14 protein-coding genes and 4 pseudogenes are annotated in these 15,208 nt (G+C 69.5%); 9 read left to right on the top strand and 9 right to left on the bottom strand.

The window, feature by feature from the left end:
* Positions 1–4 precede the first annotated feature (4 nt).
* The 3 genes from ACH47Z_RS40970 to ACH47Z_RS40980 are packed head-to-tail and all read left to right on the top strand — an operon-like array spanning position 5 to position 4,202.
* Complete coding sequence (locus tag ACH47Z_RS40970; RefSeq protein ID WP_399083696.1) at positions 5–1,693, top strand: IucA/IucC family protein; 1,689 nt, start codon at positions 5–7, stop codon at positions 1,691–1,693.
* Complete coding sequence (locus ACH47Z_RS40975) at positions 1,690–2,904, top strand: type III PLP-dependent enzyme (protein WP_399083699.1); 1,215 nt, start codon at positions 1,690–1,692, stop codon at positions 2,902–2,904. Before ACH47Z_RS40970 ends, ACH47Z_RS40975 begins: the two co-directional genes overlap by 4 nt.
* A complete protein-coding gene (locus ACH47Z_RS40980) occupies positions 2,901–4,202 on the top strand; it encodes an MFS transporter (protein ID WP_399083702.1) in 1,302 nt (433 codons plus the stop codon). Before ACH47Z_RS40975 ends, ACH47Z_RS40980 begins: the two co-directional genes overlap by 4 nt.
* On the opposite strand, the gene ACH47Z_RS40985 is transcribed toward ACH47Z_RS40980, so the two are convergent.
* From ACH47Z_RS40985 to ACH47Z_RS41000, 4 genes are all read right to left on the bottom strand, one after another.
* Entirely contained in the window at positions 4,164–4,556 is a 393-nt protein-coding gene (locus ACH47Z_RS40985) for a Chromate resistance protein ChrB (RefSeq protein WP_399083705.1), read from the bottom strand. The genes ACH47Z_RS40980 and ACH47Z_RS40985 overlap by 39 nt on opposite strands.
* 174 nt (positions 4,557–4,730) lie before the next feature.
* On the bottom strand, positions 4,731–4,853 hold the full coding sequence (locus tag ACH47Z_RS40990) for a hypothetical protein (protein WP_399083708.1): 123 nt from the start codon (positions 4,851–4,853) through the stop codon (positions 4,731–4,733).
* Positions 4,854–5,391: 538 nt separating this feature from the next.
* Positions 5,392–5,580: a hypothetical protein gene (locus tag ACH47Z_RS40995; protein ID WP_399083711.1), complete on the bottom strand. Its 189-nt coding sequence runs from the start codon at positions 5,578–5,580 to the stop codon at positions 5,392–5,394.
* 177 nt (positions 5,581–5,757) lie between these two features.
* Positions 5,758–7,317, bottom strand: a complete 1,560-nt coding sequence (locus tag ACH47Z_RS41000; protein WP_399083714.1) for a hypothetical protein — start codon at positions 7,315–7,317, stop codon at positions 5,758–5,760.
* A 354-nt stretch (positions 7,318–7,671) separates the two neighbouring features.
* Between ACH47Z_RS41000 and ACH47Z_RS41005 the strand changes: the two genes are divergently transcribed.
* A complete protein-coding gene (locus ACH47Z_RS41005) occupies positions 7,672–7,866 on the top strand; it encodes a hypothetical protein (RefSeq protein WP_399083717.1) in 195 nt (64 codons plus the stop codon).
* Between the two features lie 98 nt (positions 7,867–7,964).
* Here ACH47Z_RS41005 and ACH47Z_RS41010 read toward each other — a convergent pair whose 3' ends face one another.
* Entirely contained in the window at positions 7,965–8,195 is a 231-nt protein-coding gene (locus ACH47Z_RS41010) for a hypothetical protein (protein WP_399083720.1), read from the bottom strand.
* Between the two features lie 418 nt (positions 8,196–8,613).
* Here ACH47Z_RS41010 and ACH47Z_RS41015 point away from each other — a divergent pair.
* Positions 8,614–8,841, top strand: a pseudogene (locus tag ACH47Z_RS41015) (ATP-binding protein); the annotation flags it as partial.
* Positions 8,842–8,868: 27 nt separating this feature from the next.
* Here the strand turns inward: ACH47Z_RS41015 and ACH47Z_RS41020 are convergent.
* Positions 8,869–9,426 (bottom strand): GNAT family N-acetyltransferase, encoded by a 558-nt coding sequence (locus tag ACH47Z_RS41020; RefSeq protein ID WP_399083723.1) that lies wholly within the window; start codon positions 9,424–9,426, stop codon positions 8,869–8,871.
* A gap of 134 nt (positions 9,427–9,560) precedes the next feature.
* On the opposite strand from ACH47Z_RS41020, the gene ACH47Z_RS41025 reads away from it, so the two are divergent.
* On the top strand, positions 9,561–10,451 hold the full coding sequence (locus ACH47Z_RS41025; RefSeq protein WP_399083726.1) for an alpha/beta hydrolase: 891 nt from the start codon (positions 9,561–9,563) through the stop codon (positions 10,449–10,451).
* Here ACH47Z_RS41025 and ACH47Z_RS41030 read toward each other — a convergent pair.
* From ACH47Z_RS41030 to ACH47Z_RS41040, 3 genes and pseudogenes are all read right to left on the bottom strand, one after another.
* Positions 10,448–11,247 (bottom strand): annotated as a pseudogene (locus ACH47Z_RS41030) (transposase); the annotation flags it as partial. The gene ACH47Z_RS41025 and the pseudogene ACH47Z_RS41030 overlap by 4 nt on opposite strands.
* Positions 11,248–11,559: 312 nt before the next feature.
* Positions 11,560–11,742: pseudogene (locus tag ACH47Z_RS41035) on the bottom strand (transposase); the annotation flags it as partial.
* A 177-nt stretch (positions 11,743–11,919) separates the two neighbouring features.
* Positions 11,920–12,543, bottom strand: a complete 624-nt coding sequence (locus ACH47Z_RS41040; RefSeq protein WP_399083729.1) for a TetR/AcrR family transcriptional regulator — start codon at positions 12,541–12,543, stop codon at positions 11,920–11,922.
* A 69-nt stretch (positions 12,544–12,612) separates the two neighbouring features.
* Between ACH47Z_RS41040 and ACH47Z_RS41045 the strand changes: the two genes are divergently transcribed.
* From ACH47Z_RS41045 to ACH47Z_RS41055, 3 genes and pseudogenes are all read left to right on the top strand, one after another.
* Entirely contained in the window at positions 12,613–13,947 is a 1,335-nt protein-coding gene (locus tag ACH47Z_RS41045; RefSeq protein WP_399083732.1) for an alpha/beta hydrolase, read from the top strand.
* A gap of 82 nt (positions 13,948–14,029) precedes the next feature.
* Positions 14,030–14,239, top strand: a pseudogene (locus ACH47Z_RS41050) (transposase); the annotation flags it as partial.
* 403 nt (positions 14,240–14,642) lie between these two features.
* Positions 14,643–15,089, top strand: coding sequence for a peptidase inhibitor family I36 protein (locus tag ACH47Z_RS41055; protein ID WP_399083735.1), 447 nt, complete (start codon positions 14,643–14,645; stop codon positions 15,087–15,089).
* Positions 15,090–15,208: the final 119 nt, after the last annotated feature.

Genomic DNA, 15,208 nt, shown 5'->3' on the forward strand with positions numbered 1-15,208 from the left:
CCGTATGAACACCGGTACCGTCACCCAAGCCACCACGATCGGCGCGAGCACGCCGGCGACGACGGCCGACACCGTCACCGCCTACACGCTGCTCAACTGCCTGATCCGCGAGGTCTCCGCCCAAGAACATCAGGTGACGGTCGACGACGACCATCTCCTGCTACGCCTGCCCCGCCGGGGCATCCTGCTGCGTTGCCCGCTGCGCAGGGTCTCGCTGATCGGAGCGCACCGCTTCCAGGGGCCGGTGCAGCGGCTCGACCACGATGCCTGGGTGACGGTGGGTTGGAAAGAGTTGGCCGGTTACATCCAGCACGAACTGGAACTGCGCACGGGTGTCGCCAACGAGGAGTTCCTCGCCCAGGTCGCCGACAGCCGAGAGACGATCCGCACCGCGCTGGAGGAGCGGGCGGACACCACGCCGGATGCGGACCCGTACGTGGCGTCGGAGCAGTCCCTGGTCTTCGGTCACCGATTCCACCCCACTCCCAAGGCCCGCACCGGCGACCCGGCCGACTGGCTGACGTACGGCCCGGAGACCGGCGCGCGCTTCCCCCTGCGCTATATGGCCGTGCGCCGCGCTCTCCTGCGTGAGGAGGGCGAGTTGCGGGAGATGGACGCGCTGTGCCCGGCGGCCGACCCGGGATTCGCGATACTGCCGGTGCACCCCTGGCAGTACCGGTTTCTCCAGGACCACGCCCGGCTGCGTGAGGCGATGGCTTCCGGCGATGTCGTCGACACCGGGGTGAGCGGACCGGAGCTGGTGCCGACCGCCTCGGTGCGCACGCTGTACGACCCCGGCACCGACACCTTCCTGAAGTTCAGCCTGAACGTCCGCCTCACCAACTGCGTTCGCAAACACGCCAGTTACGAACTGACGGGTGCCGTCGCCCTCAACCGGCTGCTGCAGCCCGTCTTCACCGAACTGGCCGGCCGCTTCCGGGGATGCGTGCTCCTGGCCGAGCCCGGATACCGCACGCTCGACTCCGACGGCGAACTCCTGGAGGGTCTCGGCGTCATCATCCGCTCCGGCCTGCGCCACCACCTGCGTCCCGGGGTGACACCTCTGCTGGCCGCCGCCGTGGCGGATGAGTACCCGACCAGCGCAGCCCACGTATCCCATCTGCTCGCCCGCGGCGACGGGGACGTCCTGGCCTGGTGGGACGCCTATCTGGGCCTGCTGCTGCCACCGGTGCTGGCCGCCTACTTCGAACACGGCGTCGTCCTGGAACCCCACTTGCAGAACGTCGTCGTCGGCGTGAACCCCGACGGCACCCCAGCACAGATGCTCTTCCGCGACCTGGAGGGCACCAAGCTCCTGCCCGGCCCTCACCAGCGCGCCCTCGACGCCCTGCCCGAGGACGTCCGGGGCCCACTCACCTACGACCCCGAACGCGGCTGGAACCGAGTCGCGTACTGCCTCCTGGTCAACCACACGGCCGAAGTGCTCAGCGCCCTGGCCGACCTCGACCCGACGCGGGAACCCGCCCTCTGGGGCCTGGTCCGCGACCACCTCGACACCTACGCCCGCGCCGCCGCCGAACCGCCCCGCCTGCGCGCCCTGCTGTCCGGCGTACCGCTGCCCGCCAAGGCCAACCTCCTTCTGCGCTGGTCCCGCAAGGCCGACCGGCACGCCACCTACGTCCCCCTGCCCAGCCCGCTCGGCGCGGACTTCCCCCGCGAGGTGATCCGGTGAGGCCCGCCCTGCTCGACCACGTCGGCCGGCTGACCGACGACGACCTGCCCGCGTACGTCTACGACCTCCCGGTCCTGCGCGAGCACGCTCGCGCCATCCGGGCCGCACTGCCGGAACGCGTCGAGCTGCTGTACGCGGCCAAGGCCAACTCCGATCCCCGCATCCTGCGCACCCTTGCCGCGCACGTCGACGGCTTCGAGGTGGCCTCCGGCGGTGAACTGAGCCACGTGCGCAGGCTCGTTGCCGAGGCGCCGATCGCCTTCGGAGGCCCCGGCAAGACGCAGACCGAGCTGGCCCGGGCAGTGCATTGCGCAGTGGAGCGCCTGCACATCGAGAGCGAGCACGAACTGCGGCTCCTTACCACCCTGCTCGGCCACCGGAGCGCCGACGTCCTCCTGCGCGTCAACCTGCCCGTCGACCTCGGCCAGGTCGCCCTCGTGATGGGCGGCCACCCCAGCCCCTTCGGTATGGACCCCGCGCAGCTGGACCGCTGCCTGGAGCTGATCGCCTCCGACCCACGCATCCGACTGCGCGGCCTGCACCTCCACCTGGCCAGCGGACTCCAGGCCCGAGCCCAACTGGCGCTCATCGACGAGGTCCTGACCTGGGCCGAAGACTGGGCGCACGAACGTGGAGTCGACTTGGCCGAGTTGAACGTCGGAGGAGGAATGGGCGTCGACTACACCCACCCCCACAAGCTGTTCGACTGGTCCGCCCTCGGCGCGGGACTGGCCCGGATTCTGGCCCGCCACCCTCACCTCACACTGCGGATCGAACCCGGCCGTTCGGTCACGGCGTACTGCGGCTGGTACGTCACCCAGGTCCTGGACATCAAGTTCAGCCGCGGGCAGGCGTTCGCCGTACTACGCGGAGGTACGCATCACCTCCGCACCCCGGCCGCGAAACAGCACGACCAGCCCTTCGAGGTGATCCCCGACGACGCCTGGCTCCGGCCCTGGGACCGACCGGAGGCCCGCGACGAGCCGGTGACGCTGGTCGGCCAGCTGTGCACGCCCAAGGACGTTCTGGCGCACGGCGTCATGGTGAAACGGCTGCGCGTCGGTGACCGGGTCGCCTTCGCCATGGCCGGCGCCTACGCCTGGAACATCTCCCACCACGCCTTCCTCATGCACCCCCACCCGACCTTCCATCATGTCGACGACGTCGAGGTCTCCATCCCCGGCGACACGTACGCCCATCAGATGTCATGAGCACAGGCTCCGGCATGCCGGTGACGGCCACACTCGCCGTCCGGAACTTCCGTCGCTACCTGCTCGGCCAGTTGACCTCCAACGTCGGCACCTGGATGCAGCGCGCCGCCCAGGACCTGCTCGTCCTCCACATCACCGACAACAGTGGCAGTGCGGTCGGCATCGTGACCGCGCTGCAGTTCCTGCCGCAGACCTTGTTCGGCCTGGCCGGAGGGGTCCTGGCCGACCGGTACCCCAAGCGGCGGGTCCTGCTCCTGACCCAGACGGCCATGGGAGTGCAGTCACTCCTGCTCGGTCTGCTGACCGTCACCGGCACGGTGCAGCTGTGGTCCGTCTACGTGCTGGCCTTCGCCCTCGGCACCGCCACCGCCGTGGACAGCCCCGCCCGCAACGCGTACATCTCCGAACTGGTCGACCGGGAGCGTGTGGCCACCGCGGTCAGTCTGAACTCCGCGCAGTTCAACGTCGCCCGCACCCTCGGCCCCGCCCTCGCCGGCCTGACGGTCGCTGCCCTCGGCACGGGACCGGTGTTCCTCGTGAACGCGGCCTCCTACCTGGCCGTCCTCTACGGTCTGATCACCATCCGTACAGACGCGGGCGACCATGGCCGCCCCCGACCCGGCCGTACCCGACTGCAGGACGCCTTCCACCACATCGCCGCCACCCCGGAACTACTCCTGCCGATCACCCTCATCGCCTTCGTCGGCACCTTCGGCCTCAACTTCCAGGTCACCATCTCGCTCGTCGCCATCACGACATTCCACACGGGCTCCGCCGCCTTCGGTTACCTCTCCGCCGCATACGCCTTGGGCAGCCTCATCGGCGCGGTGTACGGGGCGACGTGCGACAAGCCCCCCAGCGCCCGCCGCCTGATCACCACCACGATCGTCTTCGGGGCACTGGAAGCCGTGTCGGGCCTGATGCCGGGCTACGGCTTTTTCGCGGCCCTGCTGATCCCCACCGGTTTCGCCGCGGTGATCGTGACCACCACCGCCAACGCGCTGACACAACTCCATGCCGACCCAGAGCTGCGGGGCCGCGTCATGTCCGTCTACTTCCTCGTCCTCCTCGGCGGCACCCCCGTCGGCGCCCCGCTGGTCGGCCTCGTCTCGGACACCCTCGGCGCCCGCTCCACCCTGGTCCTGGGCGGCCTCATCTCGGCGTCCTCCGCGCTCGCGCTCTCCGCCCTGATCACGAGCCGAGTCCAACGACGTGCCCGCATCACAGGAGCGGCCGCCGTGACCAGCGCACCCCTCGCCTCAGCCCAGTCGACAGGGGACCGGCGGCCCGACCTCTGACGCGTTCGCGGCGGCTCGAGCCAGTTCAGCGTGCACCTGCTCGCCCAGCGGTGCGCCGAAGCAGTCCCGAGCCTCGATCTTCGCCACCCACGAGCGAAACCGCTCCAGGTCGGCCTCCGACTCAACCACCTCGGCGAAGACGGCCCGCATCCGGCCCCCATCCGTGCGCACGCGCTCCCGCAGCTCGTCCAGGGCGGAGGCCACGGCAGGCCGGTCGGGCAGCAGACACACGGACTGCTGCAGATACAGTGCTCCCGGCCCCTTCAGTTTCCGCCACACCTGCATCCGCAAGGACGGTGCCGCCGCAGCCGTCGTCACAGAGACCAGCAGCCACCGCGTATCCACTTCGTTCACCAGAGGGCGACCGTAACCCTTGGCTCGGCCGACACCTCATCTCTCCGCTGCGCGGGCCCTCGTCATGGACGTCAAGGGCGGCTGATCCCGTCGTGGCGGTCGAGCAGTGTACGTGGCGAGTCCAGGGCTATCGCACTGGCCAGACTGGGAGCACCGTCGAGGCCCGGGGCGGGTCTATCCGGCCCCCATGCGCCCCTTGGCGGGGCCGTCGGCGAGGATCGTCGTGTCGGTGCCGAGCCCGGGCGCGCTGCGGACTTTGCTCGCGCCCCGGGACCCCAGGCCCAGCGACCTCGACACGGACCTGATACGAGCTGTCTTCGCGCCGTACATGCCGCCGCCCGCTGCGCGGGCCCTGCTACTGGCGCGCAGCAACGGAATGGTGGCAACGGCTGTGCGGCTGGCTGTCGGACAGATGGGCAGCCCTGGTCCCGGCAAGGAGCATGCGCTGCCTCCGCTGTACACCGACGCAGCCCACCGACAGTTGGAGTTCGCCGCACGCATGCTCGCACACGAGCAGCGAATACTGGGCGGGCACCGCTTGCGCGGGCCAGCTCCCCGACCCCGACCAGCGGCTGCTGGACGCGGTCATGGCTGCCGCCCCCTGTGCGGCGCAGCGATCCGCGCGGAAACCTTCACACTGCTCGCGGGCTTCCGGGTCTCGAGGGCGAACACGCCCGGGTGCTGGGCTGCTACGCGGACTGGGCCCATGGGCTGCATCCAGATGATGGCTGGCTGAACACACTGGAATCTGACCTGCTCGGCGTCGTCCAGCGAACAGAGGCTCCAGCTACTGACGGTACTCGGACACGCGGACCGCCAGGGCCGGCCGGAGGCGCTACGCGCCGTGGTGGGTGCCGGGGGCGATGCACTGTTCCTGACCGCGGTGGCGCTGACGCCGTATCTTCCCGAACCGCGCGTGATCGCCGATGCCCTGGCGGAGGCAGTCGACCAGGTGGAAAGCGCGCCGTTGCTGCCCGACGCCGCAGTCGTTCAGCGGCGGCCGGCTGGAGGGGGTGCGCTTCACCGACATTGAACACCTGGAGTTCGACCTTTAGGGGGGTCCCTGAACAGCCTGCGAGCCCGCACCAGTTGGTCACGCACGCGATGTTCGCGCATCGCCAGACGCCGTGCCCAGCCCGGCTGAGACCGGATCCACGCCATGCCGGACCACCGCTCCCGAGCCGGAACGTGCGGGGCCTGGTCAGGCGGAGGTCAGTGGGCAGGTGAGGGGGAGGACTCGTTCGGTCAGCCGGCCGGTGAGGTGGGTGTCGGTGACGACGGTCTCGGTGAGCCACTCTGCCGCGGTCAACTTGTCGGCCAGCTGGTGCAGTTCCGCCGGGGCGATGGCGCACCAGGTGGCGAGGGGTTCGATGCCGAGGCCTTGGCCGGCGGGGCCGAGTTGTCCGTCAGGCGTGGTCTGGGTGGCCAGGGCCAGGGCGAGCAGCCGGGCGGCGGCGGTGGTCTTGGTCTTACGGAGCTTTTTGTCTCCGACGACGTTCTGTGCCCATCCGCTGAGTTTGGGGCGCAGCTTTTTGCCGAAGGTGAACGGGCCGGGAACGTCGGCGGTGGTCGTCAGGGACGGGACAGTGATCCGGCTGGGGTTCTGCGGCCGGGAGGCGAGCAGGTCACCGGCGGCGCCGGGGATGCCGAGCCAGCCGCAGTCGACGAGCTGGGTGACCAGGTCTTCCGGATCGGGCAGGGGTAGTGAGGTCAGGTCCTGTCCGACGAGGTTCCCGACGCCGGCGTGCGCGGTGCGCAGGGTCAGCATGAGCACCAGCAGGCGTGCCTCCGGGCCGGGCAGCGGGGTGTTGCCGGATACATGCGTGAGGACGGCTCGTGCGTGGTCCCACTGCGCCGGCCCGGTGAGCAGGCGTGGCGTGGCTGTGGTGCTGTCCGTGTTCTGGCCCGTGCGCTGCTGGTGCTGGAGGAGTGCGGCGGTCGCGGCCTGTTCGGCGCGCTGGGCATCGAGGCGTAGTTGTGTGTCGCCGGTGACATCGGCCCAGGTGGTGAAGGCCCTTGCCTTGCGTGTGTGGAGGTCGGCGAGCAGCGCGAGGTCGGGTTCGGTGCGCTGCTGGTAGGCGCGGAAGAGGTCGCCGAGTTCGATCAGTTCGTCGCGCAGGACCTCGGGCCGTAGGTCGTGCGGGATCACACGTTGCGCGATCTTCGCGTACCTGGGACGGCGCCGCGCCGATGCGGGGCGGGGAGCCGGCACCTGTTGCGAGGCGGCTGGCGCGGTCGCGGTGCTGTGGGAGAACTGCGGGCCGGTCGCAGACGCGCCGGGCGCGCCGTCGGCCCCGGAGTGGGGGCCGGCCGCCGGGGCTGGCCTTGCGGCAGACAGGGCGGTGGCGACGATCTTCGCGGTGGGGTGGGCGGCCGCGCAGCGCGAACAGCACTCCATGGCCTGCCACCAGCGCCCCTCCCGGTCGGTGATGACGGCCAGGACGACCGCTCCTCCGCACCGCCAGGACGCGGCACGCTCACGCGGACCGTCGGGCCGGAGGTGCGTGTGGCAGTCCTCGGCCCGGCAGGCGCAGTACGCCTCGGCGCGGGGCCCTTGGGCGGCCCGCAGGTGTGCCCTGAGGTGTCCGACCGCAACCGCGCGGCCGGCAGCAGGGGCGGGCAGACGCTGCGCGGTGCAGGCCGGACGACTGCACGAGACGCGTACCTCCGCGCTGCCCCGGCCGACAGCATCCAGTCGCACTGTCCACCTGCGCCCGAGCACCCGTTCGTCCAGCCCGCCGGCCGCGGCCTCCACCGACATCCTGCCTCCATTGTCGTTCGCAGCATGCGCACCTCCCCACCACAGAGGTGGTGGTCGGGCGGCACGTCCACCGTACGCGGCATGTGTACTCAAAAACCGGTGAACTCGCCCTACTGTCCGTACAAAACGGGCTCGCTGCTTCGGAGTCTTCCTACGCCGGATTTCACGTCCACCATGCAGGCCTGGGTACGTGCCATCAGACGGAGTCGCTGCGTGCGTCTTGGGTTGGGACCTCGGTTTGGGGTATGGCTGGTCACTGCCCTGCTTGTGGCGCTGGATACTTGATCCGTCACATGATCGGTTCGCAGCTCGGCGGTTGCTGTGCCGCGCCCACCTCAGAAGGCAGGTCCCAGCGTGTTCCAGGAAACCCCGATCTTCAACCGCCTTGTCGCGGAGCGGGGTGATGTGCCGGCCCAGGTCCGTGGTGAGGCCGACCGCGTACGCCACGAGCTGGCGCAGGTCTTGCCCTCCGCTCCCTGGCCTGGTGCCCACCTGTCCCGGCAGCAGCCTCAACTGCCTGGCGGGAGCATCTCTTCGGCCGTCCTGTGAGCCGTTCCCGCGCAGGCGATCGGCTCCCGCGGTCGCCACGGAACGACTCCCGCGTTCCCGCCTTTCGGCGCGCGGACGGTCGAGGGGGTTGGTCGATGTTACGGCGTGGGTTCTTCCACGTCGGCGGAGGCAACCCAGACCGCCGAGGCGAAGTGCCGGCCGACGGCGAGGCAGACTTCCGCCGTCTCGCGCAACCGGATGGCCTGCTCCGCATCGCCCAACAGCTCGGTGAGGAAGTCCGCGGCGACTCCTGAGGGCGCGCGGCGGTCGGGCCAATGGTGGCAGCGGGCTGCTGTGTGGCGGGCGCGGGGCCGAGCGGCGTCGCTCACGCCGCGGCGTGAGGGCATCGGGTGGACCGAGGAACACCCTGTTCAGCTCAGCGCGGCGGAGACGAAGGAGCCCGGTTGCGGAGCAAGAACCACCTCATGCCTGCGAATTCCTTGGCGTCGGCGAAGTTGACCGACAGACGTCCGCAGATCCTGTGTGCGACAGGGGTTGCGCTTTTCAGTAACTGGAAGGTGGACACGAACGCCGATGCGCCGTCCTCTGCAAGCCGGCGACGATGAAGTTCCGGTGACACACGTTCTGCGGATCACGGATCAGCACGCCCTGCAACCTCGATGAGGGTGACCCCGACGGCGCACGCTTCCGCCGGACGGGCCACGCCGACGTGGCCTTCGTCGGCCAGGTCGGCGCATACCTCGCCTGACACATCGGATCACGCGGAGAGCCGGATGCCCGGCCAAGGGGCACGTCCGGTTCGGCGGGCGGGGACGGGAAAACCGGCACGGGAAACGGTGCACGGCGTCCCGCTCCAACGAATCATGTGGCGGGTGGGCCAAGACATTCACGGATCCGCGGCTCTGTGCGGCCGTCGTCGACCGCTTCACCTTCGGCGGGAACATCATTGAGACCGGGACCGAGTCCTACCGACTCGCCGGCACCCGGGCGGTCCGAGCACAGGAAACCGCCACGGGCGGACCCCGACCACCACCATCTTCCTCAGCCGTCGGGCTCCTGCGGCCACAGTCGTTCAGCCTTCGCCGCCGGCCCGCAGGTCTTCTCGAGGAGCGTGAACGACTTGAGTGCACCGCCCGGCTGCGGCTTGCCTGCCTTGTGGCCAACGATCCGGTAGCCGGCGTCCAGGTAGTAGGCGTTCAGGCGTGCGTTGTCGGCCAGGCAGTCCAGACGCACGACCGCCCGCCCCGCCGCGGCAACGCGGCGCTCCGCAGCACGCAGCAGAAACCGCCCCGTCCCTGGCCGGGCGTTGTTGCGATCCACCATCAGCCGATGCACATAGCCGGCCACCGGCGGCTGCGGTCCCCAGGCGTCCTCGTCTTCCCACCACAGCTCCCAGGCCCCGGCCACGCGGCCGTTGGCCTCGGCGAGCCAGACCTCACCACTCGCGATGGACCGGCGGAAGTGGTCCTCGTCCAGCTGGCCGGGCTGCCACTGGCCAGTAATGCCCTGGGCAAGCATCCAGCGGGCAGCGTCGTCGCGCAGACGAACCAGAGTGGCGAGGTCGGTGTCGCCGGCGAGGCGGAAGTGGAGATCATTCACGCCGCGATCCTCGCACGGCCCGCACGGGCGCTCGACATTGTGCCTCCAGCCACAGTCGCGTGATCGTTTGGTCAGGATTCGGAATGGCTTCCTGATGGCGAAGTCAAGCCGTGAGACATGAGCACTAAACCCCTTTGAGAGGGCTCGTGATCTCTCCTAGGTTGGCCTGCGTGACGATCGAGGTGCCCTACCAGCCGCTTCCGGTTGACCAGTCGGACGTCCGCTACGCACACGGCCCCGACTCGGCTGTCCAGCCCGGCGTGCCTGTCGGCGAGACAATCGAGTTCGACTGGAACGACAGCGCGATCTACCCGGGCACGTCCCGGAAGTTCTGGGTCCATGTGCCCGCCCAGTACGACCCCGCACAGCCGGCGTCGCTGATGGTGTTCCAGGATGGATGGTGGTACCTGGACCCCGAAGGCGAGGTCCGCGGCGCGATCGTCCTGGACAACCTTGTCCACCGCGGCGACATCCCGGTCGCCATCGGCGTGTTCGTCGACCCCGGTGTCTTCCCCGACGCCGAGGCCCCAAAGAACCGCAACACCGAGTACGACGCATTCGACGACCGGTACGTCAGCTTCCTCCTGAACGAGATCCTCCCTGAGGTCACGCAGCGGTACACGATCACCGAGAACCCTGACCGGTGGGGCATCTGCGGTGGAAGCAGCGGAGGCAACTGCGCCTTTACCGCAGCATGGCTGCGCCCCGGCAAGTTCCGCCGCGTCATCGGGTGCCTGTCCAGCTTCGCACAGATGCCAGGCGGCAACCCGTACCCCGAACTGATCCCCGGCGTTCCCCGCAAGCCACTGCGCATCTTCCTGCAAGCGGGCCATCGTGACCTGCGCTGGAACCAGGCCGAAGCGAACTGGCTCGCCAACAACTTGCGGGTCGCCGCCGCGCTCGCGGAAGCCGGATACGACTTCCGCCTCGTCCTGGGCGAGGGCGGCCACAGCCCCAACCACGGTGGTGTCCTGCTCCCTGATGCCTTGCGCTGGTTGTGGCGGTCGCATGATCGCCCGGACTAGCCGGTCGGCCGGGGCGGGGCCACTTTGCAGGGGCGCCGGTCTCGGATCAGGGCCCACGGCACGTTGACTCTGCGGCGGGCCAGGGTGATCACGGCCGGGGTATGGCGTCTCCCCTCGGCCCGCTTTCAGTCGTAGAAGGTCCGGGAGTTGGGGTCGTAGCGCACGCTCGTCAGGGCGGACATATAGAAGACTCGCTGGAGACTCCGGTGACAGTGACGCGGTCGGTGCAGGTCGCCGTTGCGCTTCCCGGAATCGTGCATCGGGCCTCGATGAGCCGGTCGCTCTCGGCGACCTTCTCGCTCAGGATCTGGACCTCTCGGGCGAGTGTCTGAACGAGTTGGGCGATCGCAGCCTCACCCGGGACGACGGTGTGCTGGCACTCAGCCGCCTCCACAGCTTTCCGCGGCGGCGCCTCTGGGCTGCGGACGCCGCGGGCGCGAAGCCAGCGGGTGAGCCGCGCGGTTCCGATGCGTCGAAGGACTGCCAGCCTCTGGTAGCCGGCCAGCAGGACGAGTGGTCAGGCACTGGTCAGGACGAGCACGCGTTCCAGCGCGGGGAACATGCCGGTCAGGGCGGCGCGGAGTCGGTTGATGGACCGGGTGCGGTCTCAGACGAGATCGGCGCGGCGGTTCGTCGGGAGCCGGAGCTCGATGATGGCCTCGTCGCTGGGTCTCAGTTGCTGGAGGTCGCGGCGGATGCGAGCCTGGTCGGCGATGACGAGTGCGTCGCGGGCGTCGGTCTTGCCTTCGCCCCGGTAGCCGTCGCTGGCCCGGTTGACCACACGGCCGGGTATGTAGGGGCGCTCTCGTTGAGCACTACGCAGTGGTGGTCTTGCCGCTGTCGATGCCGGCCCAGATCTCGTTCATCGTGCTCCAGACGATCCTCCTGCAGGGTTCGTGCCACACACGACCTCGCCAGCATGGCCTTACACAGCGATCTTGCTCGCACTTTCCAATCCGGCGGCCGGAGTCGTCGTGGGGTGCCGGGCGGCCAAGCCACTCCAGCCACGGGCGGCAGCCAAGTAAGAGCCACACCCGGCGCCCCTGGGCGGTCCCACCGTACGAAGGGCTTGACCGTCCCGTCTCAGGAACGTATGGCCAACTATCCCCAACCGAGTAGTCACTCCGGCTCTGGACCAGATCGGGAAGCGGCGGTGAGCGGTCGGCTTCGAGACGCCGAAGCACGGCGGCGACGCTCCCCATGCACACCCGCTGACCAGCACGTAGATGATGGCCGCGAACAGCGTCTCATCAGGCGTGTCGGCTTTTCCGCCGCCCTGCTGCCGTGTTCGTTGCTACCGGACCAATGTCCGCCTCACCGCATGGGACACGGCGTAAGGCGTCGTTTCACTGGGTGAGTCGGGGTAGTGGATGAGCCTGGTAGCGATGACCGTGAACCGCTGTGTGCCTGCCGCGGTGCCTACGTGTCGCCTCGGCCCGCTGTCGGTCACGTACGTGTGTCTACGGCGTCACCGCTTCGGGGCGGGGTCAGTGCGTCGAAGGCCAGGGAGTGCGGCGGGGGTTGCCCAGCCGCGCAGTACGGCGTGAATCGTTGATCGGAACGCGGTCTCGGCTGCGGTGTCGTCGAGGGCGCCGGCGAGTTCGAGGGTCACGAGTCCGTGCAGGGCGACCCACAGTGAGACGGCGATGAGTGTGGTGTCGCCCGCGAGGGTGTGTTCCGCCACGGCGCGGTCGATCGCCGAGAGGAGCGGTCGTACGGGGTCGTGGTCGCCGACTCTGCCGGATGGGTCGAAGGACTGCGCGCCGCCGAACAGCACTGTGTACAGGTGGCGGTGTTCGCGTCCCCAACGGCGATACGCGGCGGTCAGCGCGTACAGGTCCTCGAGGGCGGTCTCGGAGACAGGAACCGCCGTCAGGTCCTGGAACAGGCCGGCGACCGCCCGGTCGCGGACCTCGCGGATCAGTCCGTCCTTGCCCTGAAACAGCGTGTACACCGCTGCCGTCGACGTTTCCGCGGCGGTGGCCAGCGCGCGGACCGTGACCGACTCCTGGGGGCGGGTGGCGAACATCTCGGTCGCGCATGCCACGAGCCGTTCTCTGACGGCGTCGTCGTTCGTTCTCGGCCTTCCCACGAGGAGCAGTCTACCCATACTGATAACATCGTTTTGAAACGGCGTTTTAAAAAGCTGGGGGAGATTGCCATGCCACCGTCCGTCATACGTTCGTTCCGCTTCGTCGGCCGACTGCTGGCGGCGACCGCCGGGGTGGTGGCGCTGGTCGCCGTCTTCCTGGCGCTGATCGTCGCCACCGACGGCGCGGGATCGGGGTTCGCCGCGTGGTCCGCGACTCTCGGGATCGCGGTCGTCGCGGCGCTGTGGCGGGGCCGCCGCCGGACCTGGCGTGGACGGCTGGTGCCGTTCCTGCCGGTGTTCGTCGCAGCGGCCCTGACACTGTCGGTGTGCGTTCCGACCGCTCCCACGACGCGTCGCTACCCGTCCGCCCTGCCGTTCGTGACCACCGAGCACTGGGGCCTGTCCACCGGCAGCCGGGTCGCGGTCTACCGCTACCCGCCCACCAGCAACAGCCCTCGTCACCGCGTTCCGCTCGTCTACCTCAACGGCGGCCCGGTGCGCGGCATCTCGGTGCTCGACCACCACTTCCTGCAGCGGCTCGCGGGAGAGGGCTATGACGTGTACACATACGAGCAGGCCGGCGGCGGGCGCAGCGACCTGCTGCCCATGGACCAGTACTCGATCACCCGGTCCGTCCGCGACCTCGGCGCCTTCGTCGACAGGCTCGGCAAGGGCCGCGTCGACGTGCTGGGATTTTCTGCGGGCGCGGCCGTGCTCACCCGCGCGCTGGCCGACCCGGCCATCGCCGCCCACCTGCACCGGGCGGTCATCGCCGAGCCAGGCCCGATGGACGGCCCCACCGCCCGGATCGCGGGGCAGAAGGGCAGGCCGTCGGCGCGCGGCATCGCACCGGCCATGACCGGACCGCGCTCCACACATGTTCCGCGGTACGCGGTCGCGTTCGGCCTTATGCGGCTCGGTTTGCTCAGCCCGGACAACGGGCTGGTAGGACAGGCGGAGGGTGACAACGCCTTTACGGCCGCCGATCTCGGCAGCGACACCGCGTCCGGCTACTGCGCGCAAGACGCGCACCGCATCCCAGTCGAGGACACAGCGCGGAACTTCTCCTTCAGCGCCGCCGCCAGCCTCCGCGTCCAGCAGACGGTCAAAGACTCCGCCTCCATCGCCCGGCAGTTGAGGCGCTCCCGGACGCCCGCGATGCTGATGATCGCCGAGTGCTCCTCCCAGGTCCGGCAGTGGGAGACAACCGTCCTCGCCGACGACCCCGCCATCCGGCGCACTCAGTACATGCCCGGCGTCGGCCACCACATGTGGAACGGCCTGAGTGACAACGACCAACGAGCAGCAGCCGTCATCACCGCGTTCCTCCAGGACAAGCCCGCACCGCTGCCCAACTATCCGACCCGAGCCGACATCCCGACCTTCCTCCGTGACCACAAGTAAGCGGTCACAGAAGACGCTTCGGCGGGCTGGGCCCTTGTGCTGGTAGGACGAGTCCTGCTGAACGTCTGGCGGCGGATGATCTGTGGGAGCTGTTCCGGCGGGTGGTTCACGAGACGGTGGCCGCGCGTCCGCAAGGGGCGGACGCCGGCGGGCGGGAGATCGCGAGTGCCCGGCGGCCGTCGTCTTCGTGGCCACGTCGGGGTGTTCGTGGCGCCAGTCACCCTCAGTGTTCGGGCCTGCCTGGCCGACGGTCTACCGGCGCTTCGACCGGTGGAGCCAGGCCAGGGTGTGGGCCCGTCTGCACCGCGTCATCCTCGATGAGCTCGGCCCCCGGGGAGAGCAGGAAAGGTCGCGCTTCGCCGACGACTCCCGTCAGCGTCCGTGCTTTCACCTGCGCCGATGGATCCGCGAACCGTGGCATCACACCCCGTATCGCCCGCCGTGGCATCGAGACCACACAACGCCTCGGCCGCCATCGATGGGTGGTTCGCTCGGCCGGGGGCACTCCGCGGGGTCCCGGCCTGCGAACAGGGGCGTGAGCCAGATGCTCGCGCTGGTCGTTGAAGCCGCCGACGGCGGTGATGGGGAGGGCAAGGGGGCGTATTGGTGTCACGCTTCGCGGTTGGGGTGCTGGATGCGCCTTCACGGTCGGCTGTGTAGCCGGCCATCCCGGCTCCCTTTGGAAAGGAACGTCCGTGTTCCGTGCCGCTCGCTCGCGTACGCGCCGCGCCGTTGTCGCTGTTTCGCCCCGCCTTGTGCCCGGTGCCGCGCTCGTCACCGCCGTTCTGCTGACGGCAGCCGCTCCGGCCTCCGCCGACGCGTCGATCATCCGGGGCCAGGGCCGCGACGCCTGCACCCACAACTACGTCTGCCTCTACGAGAACTGGGACTACAACGCCCCCACCAGCGCCCGCATCCTGCGGACCACCGAAGACATCTCGCGCCTGGACGACTACTTCTTCAACGACATCACCAGCTCCGTCGTCAACAACAGCCGCTACATCGTTCGGATCTACCCCGACTACGACTTCAAGGGAGTGCCCGTCACACTCCTGCCGGGCGAGTCGATCAGCTTCAACAACGGCAACGGCTTCAACGACGTGGCCTCCTCGGTGAAGTTCCTCCCCTACACCACGGGATAACCAGCGAGCGCCGTCGGCACTCCTTCCCGGGGGCGGGCAATGGGCCCGCCACTGAGCCTGAGCCGTACCGGATGCGCCCCGCTCGCGGATGCCACCACGGGGCGTCTCCTCAAGGGTCT

The sequence above is a fragment of the Streptomyces sp. NPDC020192 genome (genome assembly GCF_044388685.1).
Taxonomy (GTDB): domain Bacteria; phylum Actinomycetota; class Actinomycetes; order Streptomycetales; family Streptomycetaceae; genus Streptomyces.